The sequence below is a fragment of the Arthrobacter sp. SPT-J7 genome (assembly GCF_059089965.1).
The window spans coordinates 269,209-284,280 of sequence record NZ_JBNHFF010000005.1 but is presented as its reverse complement, the minus strand read 5'-3'; the positions used below and the strand labels follow the sequence as shown (position 1 = coordinate 284,280).

At 65.7% G+C, this 15,072-nt stretch carries 14 protein-coding genes; 13 read left to right on the top strand and 1 reads right to left on the bottom strand.

All coding sequences use genetic code 11. The features are described 5' to 3' along the window. Nucleotide 1: 1 nt before the first annotated feature. The 8 genes from AC5RWX_RS10955 to AC5RWX_RS10920 all read left to right on the top strand — a co-directional run bounded on the left by AC5RWX_RS10955 (nucleotide 2) and on the right by AC5RWX_RS10920 (nucleotide 8,871). Nucleotides 2–544 carry an RNA polymerase sigma factor gene (locus AC5RWX_RS10955; protein WP_493957100.1) on the top strand — a complete coding sequence of 181 codons (543 nt, stop codon included), beginning with the start codon at nucleotides 2–4 and terminating at the stop codon, nucleotides 542–544. After that, a complete protein-coding gene (locus AC5RWX_RS10950; protein ID WP_493942623.1) occupies nucleotides 541–1,350 on the top strand; it encodes a hypothetical protein in 810 nt (269 codons plus the stop codon). The genes AC5RWX_RS10955 and AC5RWX_RS10950 overlap by 4 nt, the downstream gene beginning before the upstream one ends. Before the next feature lie 100 nt (nucleotides 1,351–1,450). Then, nucleotides 1,451–3,211 (top strand): alkaline phosphatase D family protein, encoded by a 1,761-nt coding sequence (locus AC5RWX_RS10945; protein WP_493957099.1) that lies wholly within the window; start codon nucleotides 1,451–1,453, stop codon nucleotides 3,209–3,211. Nucleotides 3,212–3,265: 54 nt separating this feature from the next. Continuing rightward, nucleotides 3,266–5,080, top strand: coding sequence for a glutaminase A (gene glsA / locus AC5RWX_RS10940; RefSeq protein WP_493957098.1), 1,815 nt, complete (start codon nucleotides 3,266–3,268; stop codon nucleotides 5,078–5,080). Between the two features lie 165 nt (nucleotides 5,081–5,245). After that, the gene (locus AC5RWX_RS10935) at nucleotides 5,246–5,890 is read left to right on the top strand and encodes an ABC transporter permease (protein WP_493942082.1); all 645 of its coding nucleotides are present in this window, start codon (nucleotides 5,246–5,248) and stop codon (nucleotides 5,888–5,890) included. Further along, the gene (locus tag AC5RWX_RS10930) at nucleotides 5,887–7,104 is read left to right on the top strand and encodes an ABC transporter ATP-binding protein (RefSeq protein ID WP_493957097.1); all 1,218 of its coding nucleotides are present in this window, start codon (nucleotides 5,887–5,889) and stop codon (nucleotides 7,102–7,104) included. Before AC5RWX_RS10935 ends, AC5RWX_RS10930 begins: the two co-directional genes overlap by 4 nt. After that, on the top strand, nucleotides 7,097–7,903 hold the full coding sequence (locus AC5RWX_RS10925; RefSeq protein WP_493957096.1) for an ABC transporter permease: 807 nt from the start codon (nucleotides 7,097–7,099) through the stop codon (nucleotides 7,901–7,903). Before AC5RWX_RS10930 ends, AC5RWX_RS10925 begins: the two co-directional genes overlap by 8 nt. Nucleotides 7,904–7,953: 50 nt before the next feature. Next, nucleotides 7,954–8,871, top strand: a complete 918-nt coding sequence (locus tag AC5RWX_RS10920; RefSeq protein ID WP_493957095.1) for a glycine betaine ABC transporter substrate-binding protein — start codon at nucleotides 7,954–7,956, stop codon at nucleotides 8,869–8,871. Nucleotides 8,872–8,970: 99 nt separating this feature from the next. On the opposite strand, the gene asnB is transcribed toward AC5RWX_RS10920, so the two are convergent. Further along, nucleotides 8,971–10,518: an asparagine synthase (glutamine-hydrolyzing) gene (gene asnB, locus AC5RWX_RS10915; protein WP_493957094.1), complete on the bottom strand. Its 1,548-nt coding sequence runs from the start codon at nucleotides 10,516–10,518 to the stop codon at nucleotides 8,971–8,973. Nucleotides 10,519–10,696: 178 nt separating this feature from the next. On the opposite strand from asnB, the gene abc-f reads away from it, so the two are divergent. The 5 genes from abc-f (at nucleotide 10,697) to AC5RWX_RS10890 (ending at nucleotide 15,051) form a co-directional block, all read left to right on the top strand. Then, the gene (gene abc-f / locus AC5RWX_RS10910) at nucleotides 10,697–12,334 is read left to right on the top strand and encodes a ribosomal protection-like ABC-F family protein (protein WP_493957093.1); all 1,638 of its coding nucleotides are present in this window, start codon (nucleotides 10,697–10,699) and stop codon (nucleotides 12,332–12,334) included. 673 nt (nucleotides 12,335–13,007) lie between these two features. Further along, nucleotides 13,008–13,310, top strand: a complete 303-nt coding sequence (locus AC5RWX_RS10905) for an ArsR/SmtB family transcription factor (protein WP_493942148.1) — start codon at nucleotides 13,008–13,010, stop codon at nucleotides 13,308–13,310. Beyond that, complete coding sequence (locus AC5RWX_RS10900) at nucleotides 13,307–13,792, top strand: SRPBCC family protein (RefSeq protein ID WP_493942143.1); 486 nt, start codon at nucleotides 13,307–13,309, stop codon at nucleotides 13,790–13,792. Before AC5RWX_RS10905 ends, AC5RWX_RS10900 begins: the two co-directional genes overlap by 4 nt. Nucleotides 13,793–13,975: 183 nt before the next feature. After that, the gene (locus tag AC5RWX_RS10895) at nucleotides 13,976–14,464 is read left to right on the top strand and encodes a pyridoxamine 5'-phosphate oxidase family protein (protein WP_493957092.1); all 489 of its coding nucleotides are present in this window, start codon (nucleotides 13,976–13,978) and stop codon (nucleotides 14,462–14,464) included. Between the two features lie 47 nt (nucleotides 14,465–14,511). After that, entirely contained in the window at nucleotides 14,512–15,051 is a 540-nt protein-coding gene (locus AC5RWX_RS10890) for a hypothetical protein (protein ID WP_493942145.1), read from the top strand. Nucleotides 15,052–15,072 lie beyond the last annotated feature (21 nt).

Below are 15,072 nucleotides of genomic sequence, written 5' to 3'. Positions count from 1 at the left end.
CATGCTCTCCGACGACGTTGTGTCTGCAGCGCAGTCAGGAAAGGCCGAGGCTTTCAGCGAGATCTACGCGGCGCTGGCTCCCGGGATCACCGGCTACCTGAAAATGCGCGGTCTGGATGACCACGAAGGCGCGGTGCAGGAGGTCTTCCTGGCCCTCTTCTCGCGGATCGGATCTGTGCGCGGCGGCTTCCAAGGACTGCGCACGCTGGCTTTCTCCATAGCGCACGCCCGCTATGTGGACGATGTCCGGCGTCGTGCCCGCCAACCGCAACTCTGGCCCTATGATCCCGACGCCGATCGGCGGGCGGTTGAATCGGCCGAAACGGTGCTACTGGAGACGCTCGGCGAGAGCGACGTGGGCCGCCAGCTCAAGGAGCTGAAGCCCGACCAGCAGGAAGTGCTGCTGCTGCGCGTGGTGGCGGATCTGTCGCTGGAACAGGTCGCCGAAATCATGGGCAGGAGCACCGGCTCTATCAAGCAATTGCAACGGCGTGCCCTGTTGAAACTGAAATCCATTGTGGAAAGGAAGGAGGCCCTACTGTGAAACACCTTAAGGTTCCCGGTGACGATGCGGTCCGCCGGTTGCTGGAGGAAGCCGAAGTGGCCCCTTCCGAGCAGCTCGAATCCTCCTTGCTGGCCCTCCGCGCTGCCGGCGAAGCTTATTCGGCGCCTGAGCCGTCTCCGGAACTGATGGTTTTCATGACGACGACGGCGACTGCCCCGGTCGTCCCGCTGCGGCGGCGGCGCAACGTCCGGGGTGCCCTGATGGTCGCGGCCGCACTGGCCGGGACCGGCCTGGGAGTCTCCGGAGTGGCCGCGGCCAACCCAGATTTTCGGGCTGCCACTGACCAGGCCGTTCAAAACGTCATTGGTTTCTTCGCGCCGTCCGGTGGCAAGGCCCAGACCCCCGACGGCTCCGAGCTAGGCCGTCCCGCCGGCGTCCCTGCCGCGCCCAGCCAGGACGAGTCGAAAAACAACAGGCCCGAGGACCGCTCCGGCTCGGCCGACGATGCGCCGGCCAACCAGGCTGCGGATTCCGCCACCGACGCAACCGAACAGCCAGCCCCGGGACGCTCTCTGGCGCCCGGGCAGCAAACCGAAACCCCGGGCGAGCACAACCACCGGTCGGCCACGGGCGGGCACAAAGGCGTGGAGCACCCTCCGGCCTCGCCACTCCGCGGTGTCCTGCCGGGAGTTCCACCGTTTGACGGCGAGCTGCCTGCTCCGACCACGCCGGACCGGTCAAACGAACACCCCGGCAAGAACTTTCCGCTGGAGGACGGCAGCCTGCCCTCGCCCGATCCGGCCCGGATCCCCGACCTGCCGGTAGCACCCGAACCGCAACGCTAACCTGCCGGCCTGACCGTATTCTGCTCTTCCGGCGCACTACGGATAATGGCAGAGTGTCGCCCAGTGGTACACCGTTCTGTCAGTTCAGGCAGGAGGATTTATGTCTTCATCGCCGCTGGTACTTGGCCCGATGCTTCGCTACGTGGATCAGACGACCGCCAGCATCTGGGTGGAAACCGGAGAAGCGGCCCGCATCGCCGTCGTTGTTGGAGATCGGTCCTGGCAAGCACGCACGTTTGCTGTGCACGGCCACCACTATGCGCTGGTCGAGGTCGACGGGCTGGAGCCCGGGAGCGCGATGCCGTACCGGCTGGAGGTCGACGGCGTTCCCGCCTGGCCGGAACCGGACTCGCTGTACCCGCCGCCGGTGATCCGCACCCTCGCGCCGGGGCGCCCAGTCAGCCTGGCGTTCGGGTCCTGCCGCACCAGCACCGAGCATGACGCCGCGGGCAACCGGAAACATGGCGTGGACGCGCTGCGGGCGTATGCGCTGCACCGAGCAACGACCGGCCAAGCCGGGGACACCGCGGGAAACAACTCCGGGTGGCCGGCCCTGATCCTCTTCCTCGGCGACCAGGTCTATGCGGATTCCACCACCGAGGCCATGCGGGATTTCATCCGGTCCCGGCGCGACATCAAGGAACCGCCGGGCGCGGAGCTCAAGGACTTTCAGGAGTACGCGCACCTGTACATGCTCGCGTGGTCGGACGGTGCCAACCGCTGGCTGCTGTCCACGGTGCCCAGCGCCATGATCTTCGACGATCATGACATTCGTGACGACTGGAACGCGTCGCTGGCCTGGAAGCGGCAAATGGAGGAAACATCCTGGTGGCACGGCCGGATCGTTTCCGGTCTGGCGTCCTACTGGGTCTACCAACACCTGGGCAACCTGTCGCCAGAACAGCGCGCCAAGGACGAACTGTGGCAGAAGGTAACCAACCACACCGGCGACGGCGGGGGCGGGGGCGACGGCGACGTTGACGGCGATTTGGAGGTGGCCGAGCAGAACGGGGCCGAACTGGACCTGACCGACGCGCTGGAGGCTTTCATGGAGCGGGCGGACCAGCATCCGGAAACCTACCGGTGGAGCTTCACACGCGATATCGGCGGAAGCAGGCTGGTAGTACTGGACTCGCGCGCGGCCCGGGAACTGGAGCCGGAGCGGCGCGCGCTGCTGGACCCGGAGGAGATGGCCTGGCTGGACGGCCAACTGCAGGGCGGGTTCAAGCACCTGCTGATCGGCACCTCGCTGCCGTTCCTGCTCCCCCAAGGCCTGCACCACATCGAGTCCTGGAACGAGGCGCTGAGCGAAGGAGCCTGGGGCCGGCTTCCGGCAGCCATCGGCGAGCAGCTTCGGCAGGCGGTGGATTTGGAGCATTGGGCGGCCTTCCAGCGCAGCTTCCGGAAGGTGGCAGAGATCGTGCAGGAGGTGGCCGACGGCGCACGCGGGCCTGCGCCGGAGACCGTCACCTTCCTCTCGGGCGACGTCCACTTCTCCTACGTGTCCGAGGTCCAGCGGTCCTCGGGCAGCCGGATCATCCAGGCCGTCTGCTCCCCCGTCCGCAACCCGCTGCCTCGGTTCCTGCGTTACTTCACGGCGGTCATGTCCTACGGCGTGGCCGCCCCGGTCGGTGCACTGGTGGCCAAGGCGGCCAATGTGCCGAAACCGCCGATGTCCTGGAAGGGTCTCAAACGGCCCTGGTTCGACAACAACCTCGCCAGCCTCGAGGACTATGGCGACGGCCTGAGGATCCGGTGGGAAACAGGGGTGGTGGACGACGGCGACCACCTGCACCCGCGGCTGAAAGAGGTGGCTGCAACGACCATCGCAGCGAGGAGCAGCGTGGACGATGAGCTGTGAGGCCGGACCAGGCAGCCGCCCCGGACACCCTGCACACCCAATTACGCTGGTGGTATGGAATCGCCGATCGACAGCTACTTGCGCACCCTGCACGCCGAGGTCTCAGAGCTCCGGGACGGCACCCCGTATCTGGTTGGTCCTGCCTCCGCGGTAGTCGATCCGGACGACTTCGGGATCTGCCTGGCCACGGTGGACGGCTACGTCTACGAAGTGGGAACCACGCGCAAGGAGTTTACGCTGCAGTCGATCTCCAAGCCGTTCAGTTATGCGCTGGCGCTGGCCGAGCTGGGGTTCGACGCCGTGGACCAGAAAGTGGATGTGGAGCCATCCGGGGATCCGTTCAACGAGATCTCCCTGGCCGAAGGCACCGGCCGGCCCGCCAACGCGATGATCAATGCCGGTGCGCTGGCCGTCACCGGCATGATTAAAGGTTCCGGCGGTCGGTCGGCGATCAAACGGATCGTCAACACCTACTCCGATTTCGCCGGTCGGAAGCTGAAGAGCAGTCCGCGGGTGTTTGAAGCCGAGCTGCGCAACAGCGACCGCAACCACGCACTCGCCTACCTGCTGAGTTCGTTCGGCATCATCGAAGACAGCCCAACCACCGCGTTGGAGAACTACCTGCGCCAGTGCTCGGTACAGGTGACCTGCCGGGACCTCTCCATCATGGCGGCGACCCTGGCCAACGGCGGCACCAACCCGGTCACCGGCAACCACGTCATGGACATCGGGCCGGTGGAGCGGGTGCTGTCCGTCATGATGACCTCGGGCATGTACGACGACGCCGGTGACTGGGTCAGCCACGTCGGGATGCCGGCAAAGTCCGGCGTCGGTGGCGGCACCTTGGCCGTGCTGCCCGGCCAGGTAGGAGTGGCTGTGTTCTCCCCGCCGCTCGACGCGCACGGCGGGTCGGTCCGGGGCATTGCCGTGAGCCGGCGGCTGTCGGAGGACATGGAGATGCACTTTGTCCGTTCGGCCCGTGCCGGACGTTCTGCGATCCGCGCAAGCTACGACATCACGACCGTTCCTTCCGGCATTCGCCGCACGGAAGAGTCAGCCGAGGTGCTGCGGGAGAACGGTCATCGGGCGCAAGTGATCGAGCTCAGCGGTGACCTGCTGTTTGCCGGTACGGAATCGATGGTCCGGGAGATCAGTTCACTTCCGGACGATGTTGAACTGGTGCTCTTGGACCTGCGCCGCGTCGATGAAATCGGCGGCGTGGCACTGCGCATGTTCGCCCGCCTGGAGGAGAACTTGGCCGCGGACAACCGTGAACTGCTGCTGATCGATCCCGAAGACACTCTCGCCGACGTCTTCACCGACACGGGTCGGCCCGTGCCGGTCTTCGATACCCGCACCGGCGCGGTTGAGTTCTCCGAAAACCGGCTCATTTCCCGCTACGGTGATCCGCTGGGCGTGCCAACGTCGGTGCCGGTGGAGCATTCGCTGGCCCTGGGCACGCTGGAGCCGGATGAGATTGTGGCGCTGGTGGAACACATGGAGCCCGCCAAGTACGACGACGGCGAGATCGTTCGGCGGGTCGGCCAACGGTTTGGCGGGGTGTACTTCATTGTCTCCGGGCGGATCAGCACCATCGTCACCGATTCCGAGGGGCGGCGGGTCAAGCTGAGCACGCTGAGCGCCGGCATGACGTTCGGCGAACTGGCGCTGGGCAGTGAAGACCGGCAAGAAACCACCGAGAAAGCGGACGGCCCGGTTGAGCTCATGGTGCTTTCCTCCGAGGCGATTGAGGAACTGGAGGAACGGGACCCACGGCTGGCAATGCGTCTGTGGAAAGCACTTACCCGGGATGCCTACACACGGGTGGACCAGTTCCTCCGGGAGACGGCTGTCCGGATTCGCGACTGACTGCCCGGCCCCAACGCCGCGGCCGGAAACCGGCGCCGGGCGGGCGGCAGCCCAGATCAACTAGAGTTGAGGGCAGTCGTATCATCCGCCACTTTTGCATCAGAACCCACACCCGCCGTGGTCTCGCCGCGCCTAGCTCCCGGCCGAGACCGCAGAAAGGAATGTGTGAACTTCTTCGAATTCCTCGTTAACCGTGCCGACGACATGCTGGAACTGGGCATCGAGCACGCGGTGCTCGTGGGCGTGTCTGTTGTGCTCGCCACCGTCATCGGCGTCAGCCTGGGCATCTTCACCTATCGGCGTGAACGGCCGCGTGAAATAGTCCTCGCGGTCACCGGTGCCTTCCTGACCGTTCCCTCGTTTGCCTTGTTCATCCTCCTCATCGGGCCGCTGGGCCTGGGCGCCCTGCCCGTGGTCGTAGCGCTGACGATGTACGGCCTGCTGCCCATTGTCCGCAATACCATCACCGGGCTGCGCGAAGTGGATCCTGCCATTGTCGAATCCGCCATGGGCATGGGCATGAGCCGTACCCAGCGGCTGCTGAGGATCGAACTGCCCTTGGCGTGGCCGGTGATCATTACCGGAATCCGCGTCACCACCTTGGTCCTGCTGGGCATCGCCGCCATCGGCGCGATCGTGCTGGGGCCAGGGTACGGAGAGCTGATCTTCACCGGCCTGGCGCGGGTCGGCACGCCCGTGGCCGTCAATTTGGTGCTGGCTGGCGCGCTTGGCGTCGTTGTCCTCGCCATCTTGTTCGATCTGCTGTTCTACGCCGTCCGCAAGCTGACTACCTCCAAAGGAATCCGATGACGATACTTGACCATCAGACCCCGCAGCCCGGCCCGGTGAAGATCCGCTTGCAGAACCTGTCCAAGAGGTTTCCCGGGCAAAAGGACAATGCGGTCGACAACCTGAGCCTGGACATTCACGAGGGCGAGATCGTGGTGCTGGTCGGCCCGTCGGGGTGCGGCAAGACCACCACCATGAAAATGATCAATCGGATCATCGAGCCCACCTCGGGCCAGATCATCCTGGACGGTGAGGACGTCACCTCCACCGACCCCGACCAGCTGCGCCGCCGCATCGGTTACGTCATCCAGCAGATCGGGCTGTTCCCGCACATGACCATCGGCGAAAACGTGGCTACGGTGCCCAAGCTCTTGGGCTGGGACAACAAACGGATTTCCGCCCGGGTGGACGAGTTGCTGGAGATGGTCAACATGCCGCCGGCGACGTACCGCAACCGCTACCCCAAGGAGCTATCCGGCGGACAGCGGCAGCGTGTCGGGGTGGCCCGTGCTTTGGGCGCAGACCCGGAAGTGCTGCTGATGGATGAACCGTTCGGGGCCATCGACCCGATCACCCGGGACCGGCTGCAAAACGAATTCCTGCGCCTGCAGTCGGAGGTTCGAAAGACGATCGTGTTCGTCACGCATGACATCGATGAGGCCATCAAAATGGGCGACCGGATCGTGATCCTGCAGGAGCGCTCACGGATCGCCCAATATGACACTCCGGAGCAAATCCTGACCGCCCCTGCCAATGATTTCGTCTCCGACTTCATCGGCAGCGGCGCCTCCTTGAAGCGGCTGAGCCTGAGCCACGTGGCCGACATCGAGCTGACCCCGTGGCCGACGGTCCGGGTGGACACGCCGGCCGAGGAGGCGCTGGAGCAACTGCGGCGCAGCGACCGCTCTGCCCTCCTGGTGCTCGACGCCGGCGGACGGCCCCGCCGCTGGGTGGGTGCGGATGACCTGCACCGGGCGGGCACGAAGGCGCTGGACGAGGTCGGTCTGGCACCGGAAGCGATGCTGGAGCCGAGGGCGACGCTGTCCGATGCGCTGAACCAATTGATCACCGCCCGCTACAGCGTGACCATCGTGGTGGATTCCCACGGGGTCTACCAGGGCGTGGTGGATATCGACCAAATCAACGAGGCCGTCCGGGCCATGCGGGGCATTGCTGTTGCTCGAGCCCGGGCCGGGCTGGACGAGGTGGCCGTAGCCGGACAGGCGGGTGACTGACGTGCCCGCAGGCGCACTACAGAACGCCGTGCCCGACCAAGACCTTGTGGTACAGACACCGGCCAGGACGCGGCACCGAAGCCTGACCGGATATCTGCTGGTGCCGGTAATCCTGGCTATGGCCTGCCTTGCCCTGTATCTGTATGTGGGTGCGCAGGAACTGGACACCATCGAGGCCCGTGCCCTGGCCCCGGCCAACTTGGCGTCCGCCGTCTGGAGGCATCTGCAGCTGACCGCTGTCTCGACGTTGTTGACGCTGGTGATAGCCGTGCCGCTGGGCATTCTCTTCACCCGTCCGGCCGCCCGGAGGATCCGCCCCTACCTGATCACCTTGCTGACCCTGGGCCAGGCGGTTCCGACCATCGCCGTGCTGGTCCTGCTGGCGGTCGCTTTTCTGTTCCTGGGCTTCCAGGCAGCGATCGTGGGGTTGGTGCTTTACGCCATCATCCCGGTGCTGCTCAACACCATGGTGGGCCTGGAGCAGGTGGACGAATCCGTCCTGGAGGCCGGCCGAGGCATGGGCATCTCCAAGTTCGGCGTCCTGCGCAGGCTTGAACTGCCTCTCGCGGTGCCCGTCATCCTGGCCGGTGTGCGCACCGCGCTGGTGATCAACGTGGGAACGGCCACCCTGGTGACCTACATCAACGCGGGCGGACTGGGCGACATCATCGTGGCCGGACTGTCCACCAACCGCGTGTTGGTCCAGATTGTCGGCGCCGCGCTCACCGCGGTGCTGGCGCTGCTGATCGACTATCTGGCGAGCCTCGCCGAAGACTTCCTGCGCCCGAAAGGGCTCTAAACCATCCCCTGCATGACGAAAGAGGAATGATGAAAGCGAAAACTCCACGGATGGCGGCGGTTGCCGCGTTGGGCGCCGGCCTGGCCTTGCTGCTCACCGCGTGCGGCGGCGGCGACACCGGCGGATCGACCAGTGACGGCGAGCTCGCGGGCGCGAAATTCGCTGCGGGCTCCAAGGAATTCACCGAATCCATCCTGTTGGCCCAGATCGCGGCCGTCGCGCTGGAGGATGCCGGCGCCACGGTAGAGGACAAGACGGGCATCTCCGGAAGTGCCACCGTGCGCGAAGCTCTGGAGTCGAGCCAAGTGGACTTCTATTGGGACTACACCGGAACCGGCTGGGTCAACGTCCTGGGCCACACCACCGAGGATGTGCCGGAAGACCTCTACGGCGCCGTCGCCAAGGAAGACGCCGAGAACGGCATCGCCTGGCTGGAACCGGCGCCGTTCGAAAACACCTACCGGATCGCCGTGAAGACGGAGTTTGCGCAGGCCGAAGGCATCACCAACATGAGCGAAGCCGCCGCCTTCATCCAGAAGAACCCGGACCAAGGTGCTGTCTGCGCCGCCAGTGAATTCATCAACCGCGACGACGGGCTCCCTGGTTTGGAGGAGGCCTACGGCTTTGAGTTCAGCAAGACGGTGGAGTTGGACCTGAACCTCATTTACACCCAGGTCGGCGAATCCTGTGCCTTTGGGGAAGTCTTCTCGACCGATGCACGGATCGTCTCGAACGAACTTACGGTGTTGGAGGATGACAAGGAGTTCTTCGTCCCTTACCAGGGCGCCATGACCCTCCGTCAGGAAACCCTGGACGAGCACCCGGCCATTGCCGAGATCATGGCACCGATCAGCGCCGCGTTGACCAATGAAGTCATCACCGAGCTCAACGGCCGCGTGGACAACGACGGCGAAGATCCCCGCGATGTCGCCGCAGACTGGCTGAAGGAGCAAGGCTTGGTGGGCTAGCTAGCCTAACCGCCGCACCCAATTAACAGCCGGCGGCCGCCAGTCTCCTGGACTGGCGGCCGCCGGCTGTCTTCATGCTCGCGTTAAGCGGCTCGGCTCTCAGGCTTCCGCGAAACGCCCCACCGTCTTCTGTGCATCGATCCCCGGCAGGGCAGCGGCAAAGATGCGGTAGTAAGCCAGTTCCTCACGGGTCCGCAGCGGCGGGTCCAGGACGCCGGCGTCGCGCTGCAGATCCGCTTCGCTGACCGAAGCTTCAAAATGTTCACGGAGCACATCGTTCATACCGGTGCCTTCGCCGAACTGCTCCTTCCGCCGCCAAAGCACCTCCTGCGGAACCATCCCGTCGAAGGCTTGACGCAACAGCCATTTGGCTGGCCGTTCCGGTCCCGTCAACTTCCATGCCGGTGGCAACGCCAAGGCCAGTTCCACCACATCCAGATCCAAGAAGGGCAGCCGCGGTTCCAGCCCATGGGCACCGGCCACCCGATCCACGCGCTGCAATCCGCCAATGGGCATGCCTTCGATCGTGTCCAGCAGCTCCTCGTGAAGCGCCTCGCCGCTGTCGTGGCGGCCGTAATGCGAGTAACCGGCGAACAATTCGTCGGCTCCCTCGCCCACCAGCACCACCTTCACGTGTTCAGCCGCCAGCCGGGACACCAGGTAGTTCGGCACCGCGCTGTGCACCAGCGTCGGGTCAAAGGATTCCAGCTTGGCAATCACCTTCGGTACCAGCCCGATAGCGTCCTCGGCGGTGTAGACCAACTCATGGTGTTCGGTCCCGGCCGCGGCCGCCATCACCCGAGCGGCCAGCAGGTCGGCGCTTCCTTCCAGCCCGACGGCGAACGTCTGCAATTTCTCCCCGCGCTCTGCGAGCTTTTGGGCCGCCACTGCGGTGACAATGCTTGAATCGACCCCGCCGGACAACAGCACGCCCACTGGCACATCGGCCGGCAGGCTCCGCTCCACCGCCCGGACCAAGGTGTCGCGCAGGGCATCGAAGACCCACTGCGGAGGATTCTCCTCCGGACGCCGGCTCTTGAGCAGCACCGGGGCGCCTGCCGGGAAAGCGGGTCCGGCAACCAGCCCCTCAACCGGCGTCCACGCGTGGCCCGGCGGGAAAGGTTCCACGAAAGGCCGCCACTCGTCGTCGAACGCCTTCATCTCGGAGGCGAACAGCACTGTCCCGTTACGGTGCGCCCAGTACAGCGGGGACAATCCGAGCATGTCCCTGGCGGCGACAAATCGCCCGTCATCACCGGCCATCACCAAGGCGAAATGGCCCCAGAGCTTTTCGAAGGCGCCGATGCCAAGTTCCTCGTACAGCTGCAGCGCAGCCTCCAGATCCGAGCTGGTCCTGAAGCGCTCGTCCCCCAGCCAATCCCGGATGCGGCGGTAGTTATAGATCTCGCCATCGCCGACCAGCCAGGTCCCGCCGTCGCGGCCGGCCAGGGGTTGCTGCCCGTGTTCCGGATCCACGATCGCCAACTGCCGGCTGCCGAGCCAGGCCTTGCCCACCCGGCGTGACCCCGACCCGTCGGGTCCGCGGTGAGCCAACCGGTCCAGCATCCGTTCACCCGCTGTCCCATCGAACTCCCCGTAGGCAGCCACTATCCCTGACATCTGCATCCCGCCTTCGCGCTTGTCCACACAATCCTGGCGCCGCACGCTGCCGGGCTCTGACCGCCCCCGGCGCTGCGACGCGGCCTTTTCCAGCATAGCCAGCCGGTCCCGCGCCCTCCCCCGCCGGTCATGTCGAGGCCACAGCCCGCCGGGCCGCGTCACAGCACGACCCGGCACACCGCCGTCGCTCCTTAGACTGGTAGGCATGACTTCAACGCTGGTGGCCAAAGACCTCTCGGGCGGCCACGGCCACCGCGCCCTGTTCGCCAATCTGAACCTGACCGTCGCTCCCGGCGATGTGGTGGGCGTGGTCGGTGCCAACGGCGCAGGCAAAACCACGCTGCTGCGCATCCTGGCCGGCGTGGATGCGCCGCTGGCAGGCTCGGTAAGCACCGCGCCGTCGGATGCGTTCATCGGCTGGCTGCCGCAGGAACACGAGCGGATTCCCGGCGAGACCATCGCCGCGTACATCGGCCGGCGCACCGGCGCGGCCGAAGCCACCGAAGCGATGGAGTCGGCCGCCGAAGCGCTAGGTTCCGGCTCCAGGCAGGCCGACGACGCCTACGCCGCCGCGCTGGACCACTGGATGGCCAGCGGCGCCGCGGATCTGGAGGACCGGATTCCGCCCGTGCTCGCCGAACTCGGGCTGGATGTTGGTCCGGACGCCGCCATGACCAGCCTGTCCGGCGGGCAAGCCGCGCGGGCGGCGCTGGCCGCCTTGCTGCTGAGCCGGTTCGATGTGGTGCTGCTGGACGAGCCCACCAATGACTTGGACCTGGCCGGGCTGGCCCGGCTGGAATCCTTCGTACAGGGCCTGCGCGGCGGCGTGGTGCTGGTGTCCCACGACCGCGAGTTCCTGGCCCGCTGCGTCACCACCGTGGTGGAGCTGGACCTGGCGCAGAACAAGGTGGCGGTGTACGACGGCGGCTACGATGCCTTCCTGGAGGAGCGTGCCGTGGCCCGCCGCCACGCCCGGGAGGCCTACGACGAGTTCGCGGAGAAGAAGGCCGATCTGGTGTCCCGTGCGCGCACCCAGCGCGAGTGGAGCTCGCAGGGCGTCCGGAACGCCATGAAGAAGAACCCGGACAATGACAAGATCCGCCGCCGGGCCAGCATGGAATCGTCCGAAAAGCAGGCGCAGAAGGTCCGCCAGATGGAGTCCCGGATCGCCCGGCTGGACGAGGTGGAGGAGCCGCGCAAGGAGTGGCAGTTGCAGTTCAGCATCGGTGCCGCCCCGCGCTCCAGCTCCGTGGTCGCCACGCTGAACCAGGCGACAGTGCGTCGGGAAGGCTTCACGCTCGGCCCGGTTTCGCTGCAGGTCAATGCCGGCGAGCGCATCGGCATCACCGGCCCCAACGGCGCGGGCAAGTCCACCCTGCTGCGCCTCTTGTTGGAACACCAGGAGCCCGACGACGGCGCTGCCGCCTTGGGTGCCAGCGTCGCCATCGGCGAGATCGACCAGGCGCGCGGCCAGCTCGCGGAGGACCGGCCGCTCGGCGCCGCCTTCGAGGAGCTGGTGCCCGACTACAGCCAGGCAGAGGTCCGCACGCTGCTGGCAAAGTTCGGGCTCAAGGCGGATCAGGTGGCCAGTACGGTTGGTGCCCTTTCCCCGGGCGAGCGCACCCGTGCCGCCCTTGCCCTGCTGCAGGCCCGTGGCGTGAACCTGCTGGTGCTCGACGAACCCACCAACCATCTGGACCTGCCCGCCATCGAGCAGCTGGAGCAAGCGCTGGACAGTTACGACGGGACCCTCCTGCTGGTCTCCCACGACCGCCGCCTGCTGGAAAACGTCCGGCTGGACACCCGTTGGGACGTCGACGCCGGCCACGTCACCGTCCGCTGACCGCACCGCCCCCATTGCGGCGCTGGGGCAGCCAAGGAAAATTCCGCCGTCGCACCCCTCGATCAGTCCGACTGACGGCACTCCTTCGATGGCTTAGCGCCCCTGAAAATTCCCCCATTGTGCACCGACAAATCGGCGCCTACCCTTTTGCCAAGGGCAGGAGCTCGCCATGGAAATCACCCTCTTTGTTATCGACGTCGTCCTCGCCTTTGCCCCTTTTGTGGTGCTGGTGTTCGGCCCCGAACGGCGGGCAGAGAGACACGTTTCACCGCGGCGCCGCTCCGCTTCCGGCCTGGCAGCTTACCGGCGCGCCAGAAGGACGGTAGCCCCGGAAGTGGTCGGGCTTTCACTCGACCCGCCCACGGCGGAGGTGGGCGGAGGAACCAAAGCGCCAGTGCGGCTGCGGCCAGCCCGGCGGCCCGTGCGACCGAGGTTCCACCGGCCTCCGAAAGGTCACTCCCGAGGAACCCATCGAACGGGAGCATAACGCCGGTCGGCACGTGGGCAGCGTTCAGGCCCATTGACCGCATCCGCACCATCGGAGTAGCTTTCCGGCACCCTTGACCGCACCCGTCCATCGGAGTATTTTATTATTCAACCGAAAGGTTGATCAAAGGAAGAGTTGAATACCGTGACTGATGGCAGCGACGAGGCACTCCTGGACCGGGCCTTCATGGCCTTGGCCGATCCGGCCCGCCGCCGCATCATTGCCCGGCTCAGCCGCGGACCGGCAACGGTCAACGAACTGGCCGAGCCCTTCGAGATGACCAAGCAGGCAGTCTCGAAGCACATCCAGGTCCTCGAGCAGGCGGAACTGGTCACCCGCACCCGGGATGCCCAGCGCCGGCCCGTCCACCTGAACGCCGCACGGCTCGAGACGCTCACGGCGTGGATCGACCAATACCGGCTGGTCCGCGAGGCGCAGTACCGCGGGCTGGATGCCGTGCTCAGCCAACTATCCAAGGACAAACCATGAGCAACGCACTCACAGTGACCGTCCCGGACGGCGTCCCGTTCATCGAAACGGAACGAGAATTCGACTATCCAGTCGCCGAGGTCTTCCGGGCCCACAAGGACCCCGAGTTGATCAAGCAGTGGCTGGGGCCGCGCCGCATGAAGATGGACATCGACCACTACGACTTCCGCTCCGGCGGCAGCTACCGCTACCTCCACACTGGCCCCGACGGCGTTCAATACGCCTTCACCGGAGTCTTCCACACGGTCCGCGAGAACGAGTTTGCTGTCCAGACATTCGAGTTCGGCGGCTATCCGGATGTTGTCAGCATCGAATTCATGACCTTCGAGGACCTCGGCAATGGACGCTGCAAGTTGACCGGCCACTCGGTCTACCCCTCGCTCGAGGCACGCGACGGCATGGCCCAGTCCGGCATGGAAGCCGGCATGACCGAGGGCTACGAGCGGCTGGACGAACTGCTCGCCGGCGTCCGGACCGGGTAAACCCGCAGGAAATTCACTGCGGCGAAGGGGTTGGAGCCTGCTGGCTCCGGCCCCTTCGCTGCGCCTTTCGCCCGGTCAGTTAACCGCACCCTTCGCCGGGCAGTCTTCCGCCACCACCATTGGCGTCGTCGAGATTAGAAAGTATGCTGAGGAATCCCTGCACCCGATACGAAAGGTGGTTACATGGCCAACGATGATGAAGGACGCAAGGAAGTCGCCAAGATCCTGAAGGACGCGGACGTTGCCGTCCTTACTACGGTCAATGCCAGCGGCCAGCTGTTCAGCCGCCCGTTGGCACTGCAGGAAGCCGAGTTCGACGGCGACCTGTGGTTCGTGACGCAGGATCCCTCGCCCAAAGCCGATGAAATCCGCGGCAACCCCCACGTCAACGTTTCCGTCAGCGGGTCAGACGGTTATTTGTCCATCTCGGGCACGGCCAGGATCGTCCGCGACCAGGCGAAAATTGACGACCTGTGGGGCCCCACGATGGAGCCGTGGTTTGAGAACGGCAAGGACGACCCGACGGTTGCGTTGATTCACGTCGAGGCGCACACAGCCGAATACTGGACGCCGGACTCCCCCAAGGTGGCCACGCTGTTCAAGCTGGCCAAGGGGATGGTCACCGGTAACAAAGCTGACGACATCGGCAAGAACGACGTCGTCGACCTTTAGTGCGGTTCCTGCCGCACGGCACCCACCACACAACTAAGGAGTCAGCAATGTCCGGAAATCTCTTGGCCCGTTCTGTGCACGACCTTACTGCCGCCGCTTGGTTCGGCGGTTCGCTGATGGGCGCAGTGGGCCTGAATGGAGCGGCCGCCACCGCCCAGGATCCGCGCGAACGCACCCGATTGTCCAGTGCCGGATGGATGAAATGGGCGCCGGTCCAGACTGCTGCCTTTGCAGCACACCTGGCTTCCGGCGTCTCCCTGCTTATGGGCAATAAAGGCCGGATGCTCAAGCAGGAAGGGGTCATGCGGGACACCGTCATCAAGTCCGCTGTCACCTTAGCCGGCGCGGCCGTCACCCTCTACGCCGGCATGCTGGGCAAGAAGGTGGAACGGCTGGCCGATGAGGGAGCCGAGGGTGCCACCGAGCCCTCCCCCGAGGCGTCGCCAGAGCTGAAGGCCGCGCAGACGCAACTCAAGGCGCTGCAGTGGACCATCCCGGCCTTCGCCGGCACGGTCATTGCACTGGGCGCCAAGCACGGTGAGATGCAGCGGCCCACCTCCTTCCTCGGGGGCCTGCTGAAGCACTGACCAAACCGGCAACACTCCGGA

Excerpts from the sequence above, each read along its gene's own strand:
- AC5RWX_RS10955 (WP_493957100.1), top strand. The coding sequence starts at position 2 with ATGCTCTCCGACGACGTTGTGTCTGCAGCGCAGTCAGGAAAGGCCGAG.
- AC5RWX_RS10895 (WP_493957092.1), top strand. The coding sequence starts at position 13,976 with ATGGCCAACGATGATGAAGGACGCAAGGAAGTCGCCAAGATCCTGAAG.
- AC5RWX_RS10930 (WP_493957097.1), top strand. The coding sequence starts at position 5,887 with ATGACGATACTTGACCATCAGACCCCGCAGCCCGGCCCGGTGAAGATC.
- abc-f (WP_493957093.1), top strand. The coding sequence starts at position 10,697 with ATGACTTCAACGCTGGTGGCCAAAGACCTCTCGGGCGGCCACGGCCAC.
- AC5RWX_RS10945 (WP_493957099.1), top strand. The coding sequence starts at position 1,451 with ATGTCTTCATCGCCGCTGGTACTTGGCCCGATGCTTCGCTACGTGGAT.
- glsA (WP_493957098.1), top strand. The coding sequence starts at position 3,266 with ATGGAATCGCCGATCGACAGCTACTTGCGCACCCTGCACGCCGAGGTC.
- AC5RWX_RS10890 (WP_493942145.1), top strand. The coding sequence starts at position 14,512 with ATGTCCGGAAATCTCTTGGCCCGTTCTGTGCACGACCTTACTGCCGCC.
- AC5RWX_RS10905 (WP_493942148.1), top strand. The coding sequence starts at position 13,008 with ATGGCCTTGGCCGATCCGGCCCGCCGCCGCATCATTGCCCGGCTCAGC.
- AC5RWX_RS10900 (WP_493942143.1), top strand. The coding sequence starts at position 13,307 with ATGAGCAACGCACTCACAGTGACCGTCCCGGACGGCGTCCCGTTCATC.
- AC5RWX_RS10920 (WP_493957095.1), top strand. The coding sequence starts at position 7,954 with ATGGCGGCGGTTGCCGCGTTGGGCGCCGGCCTGGCCTTGCTGCTCACC.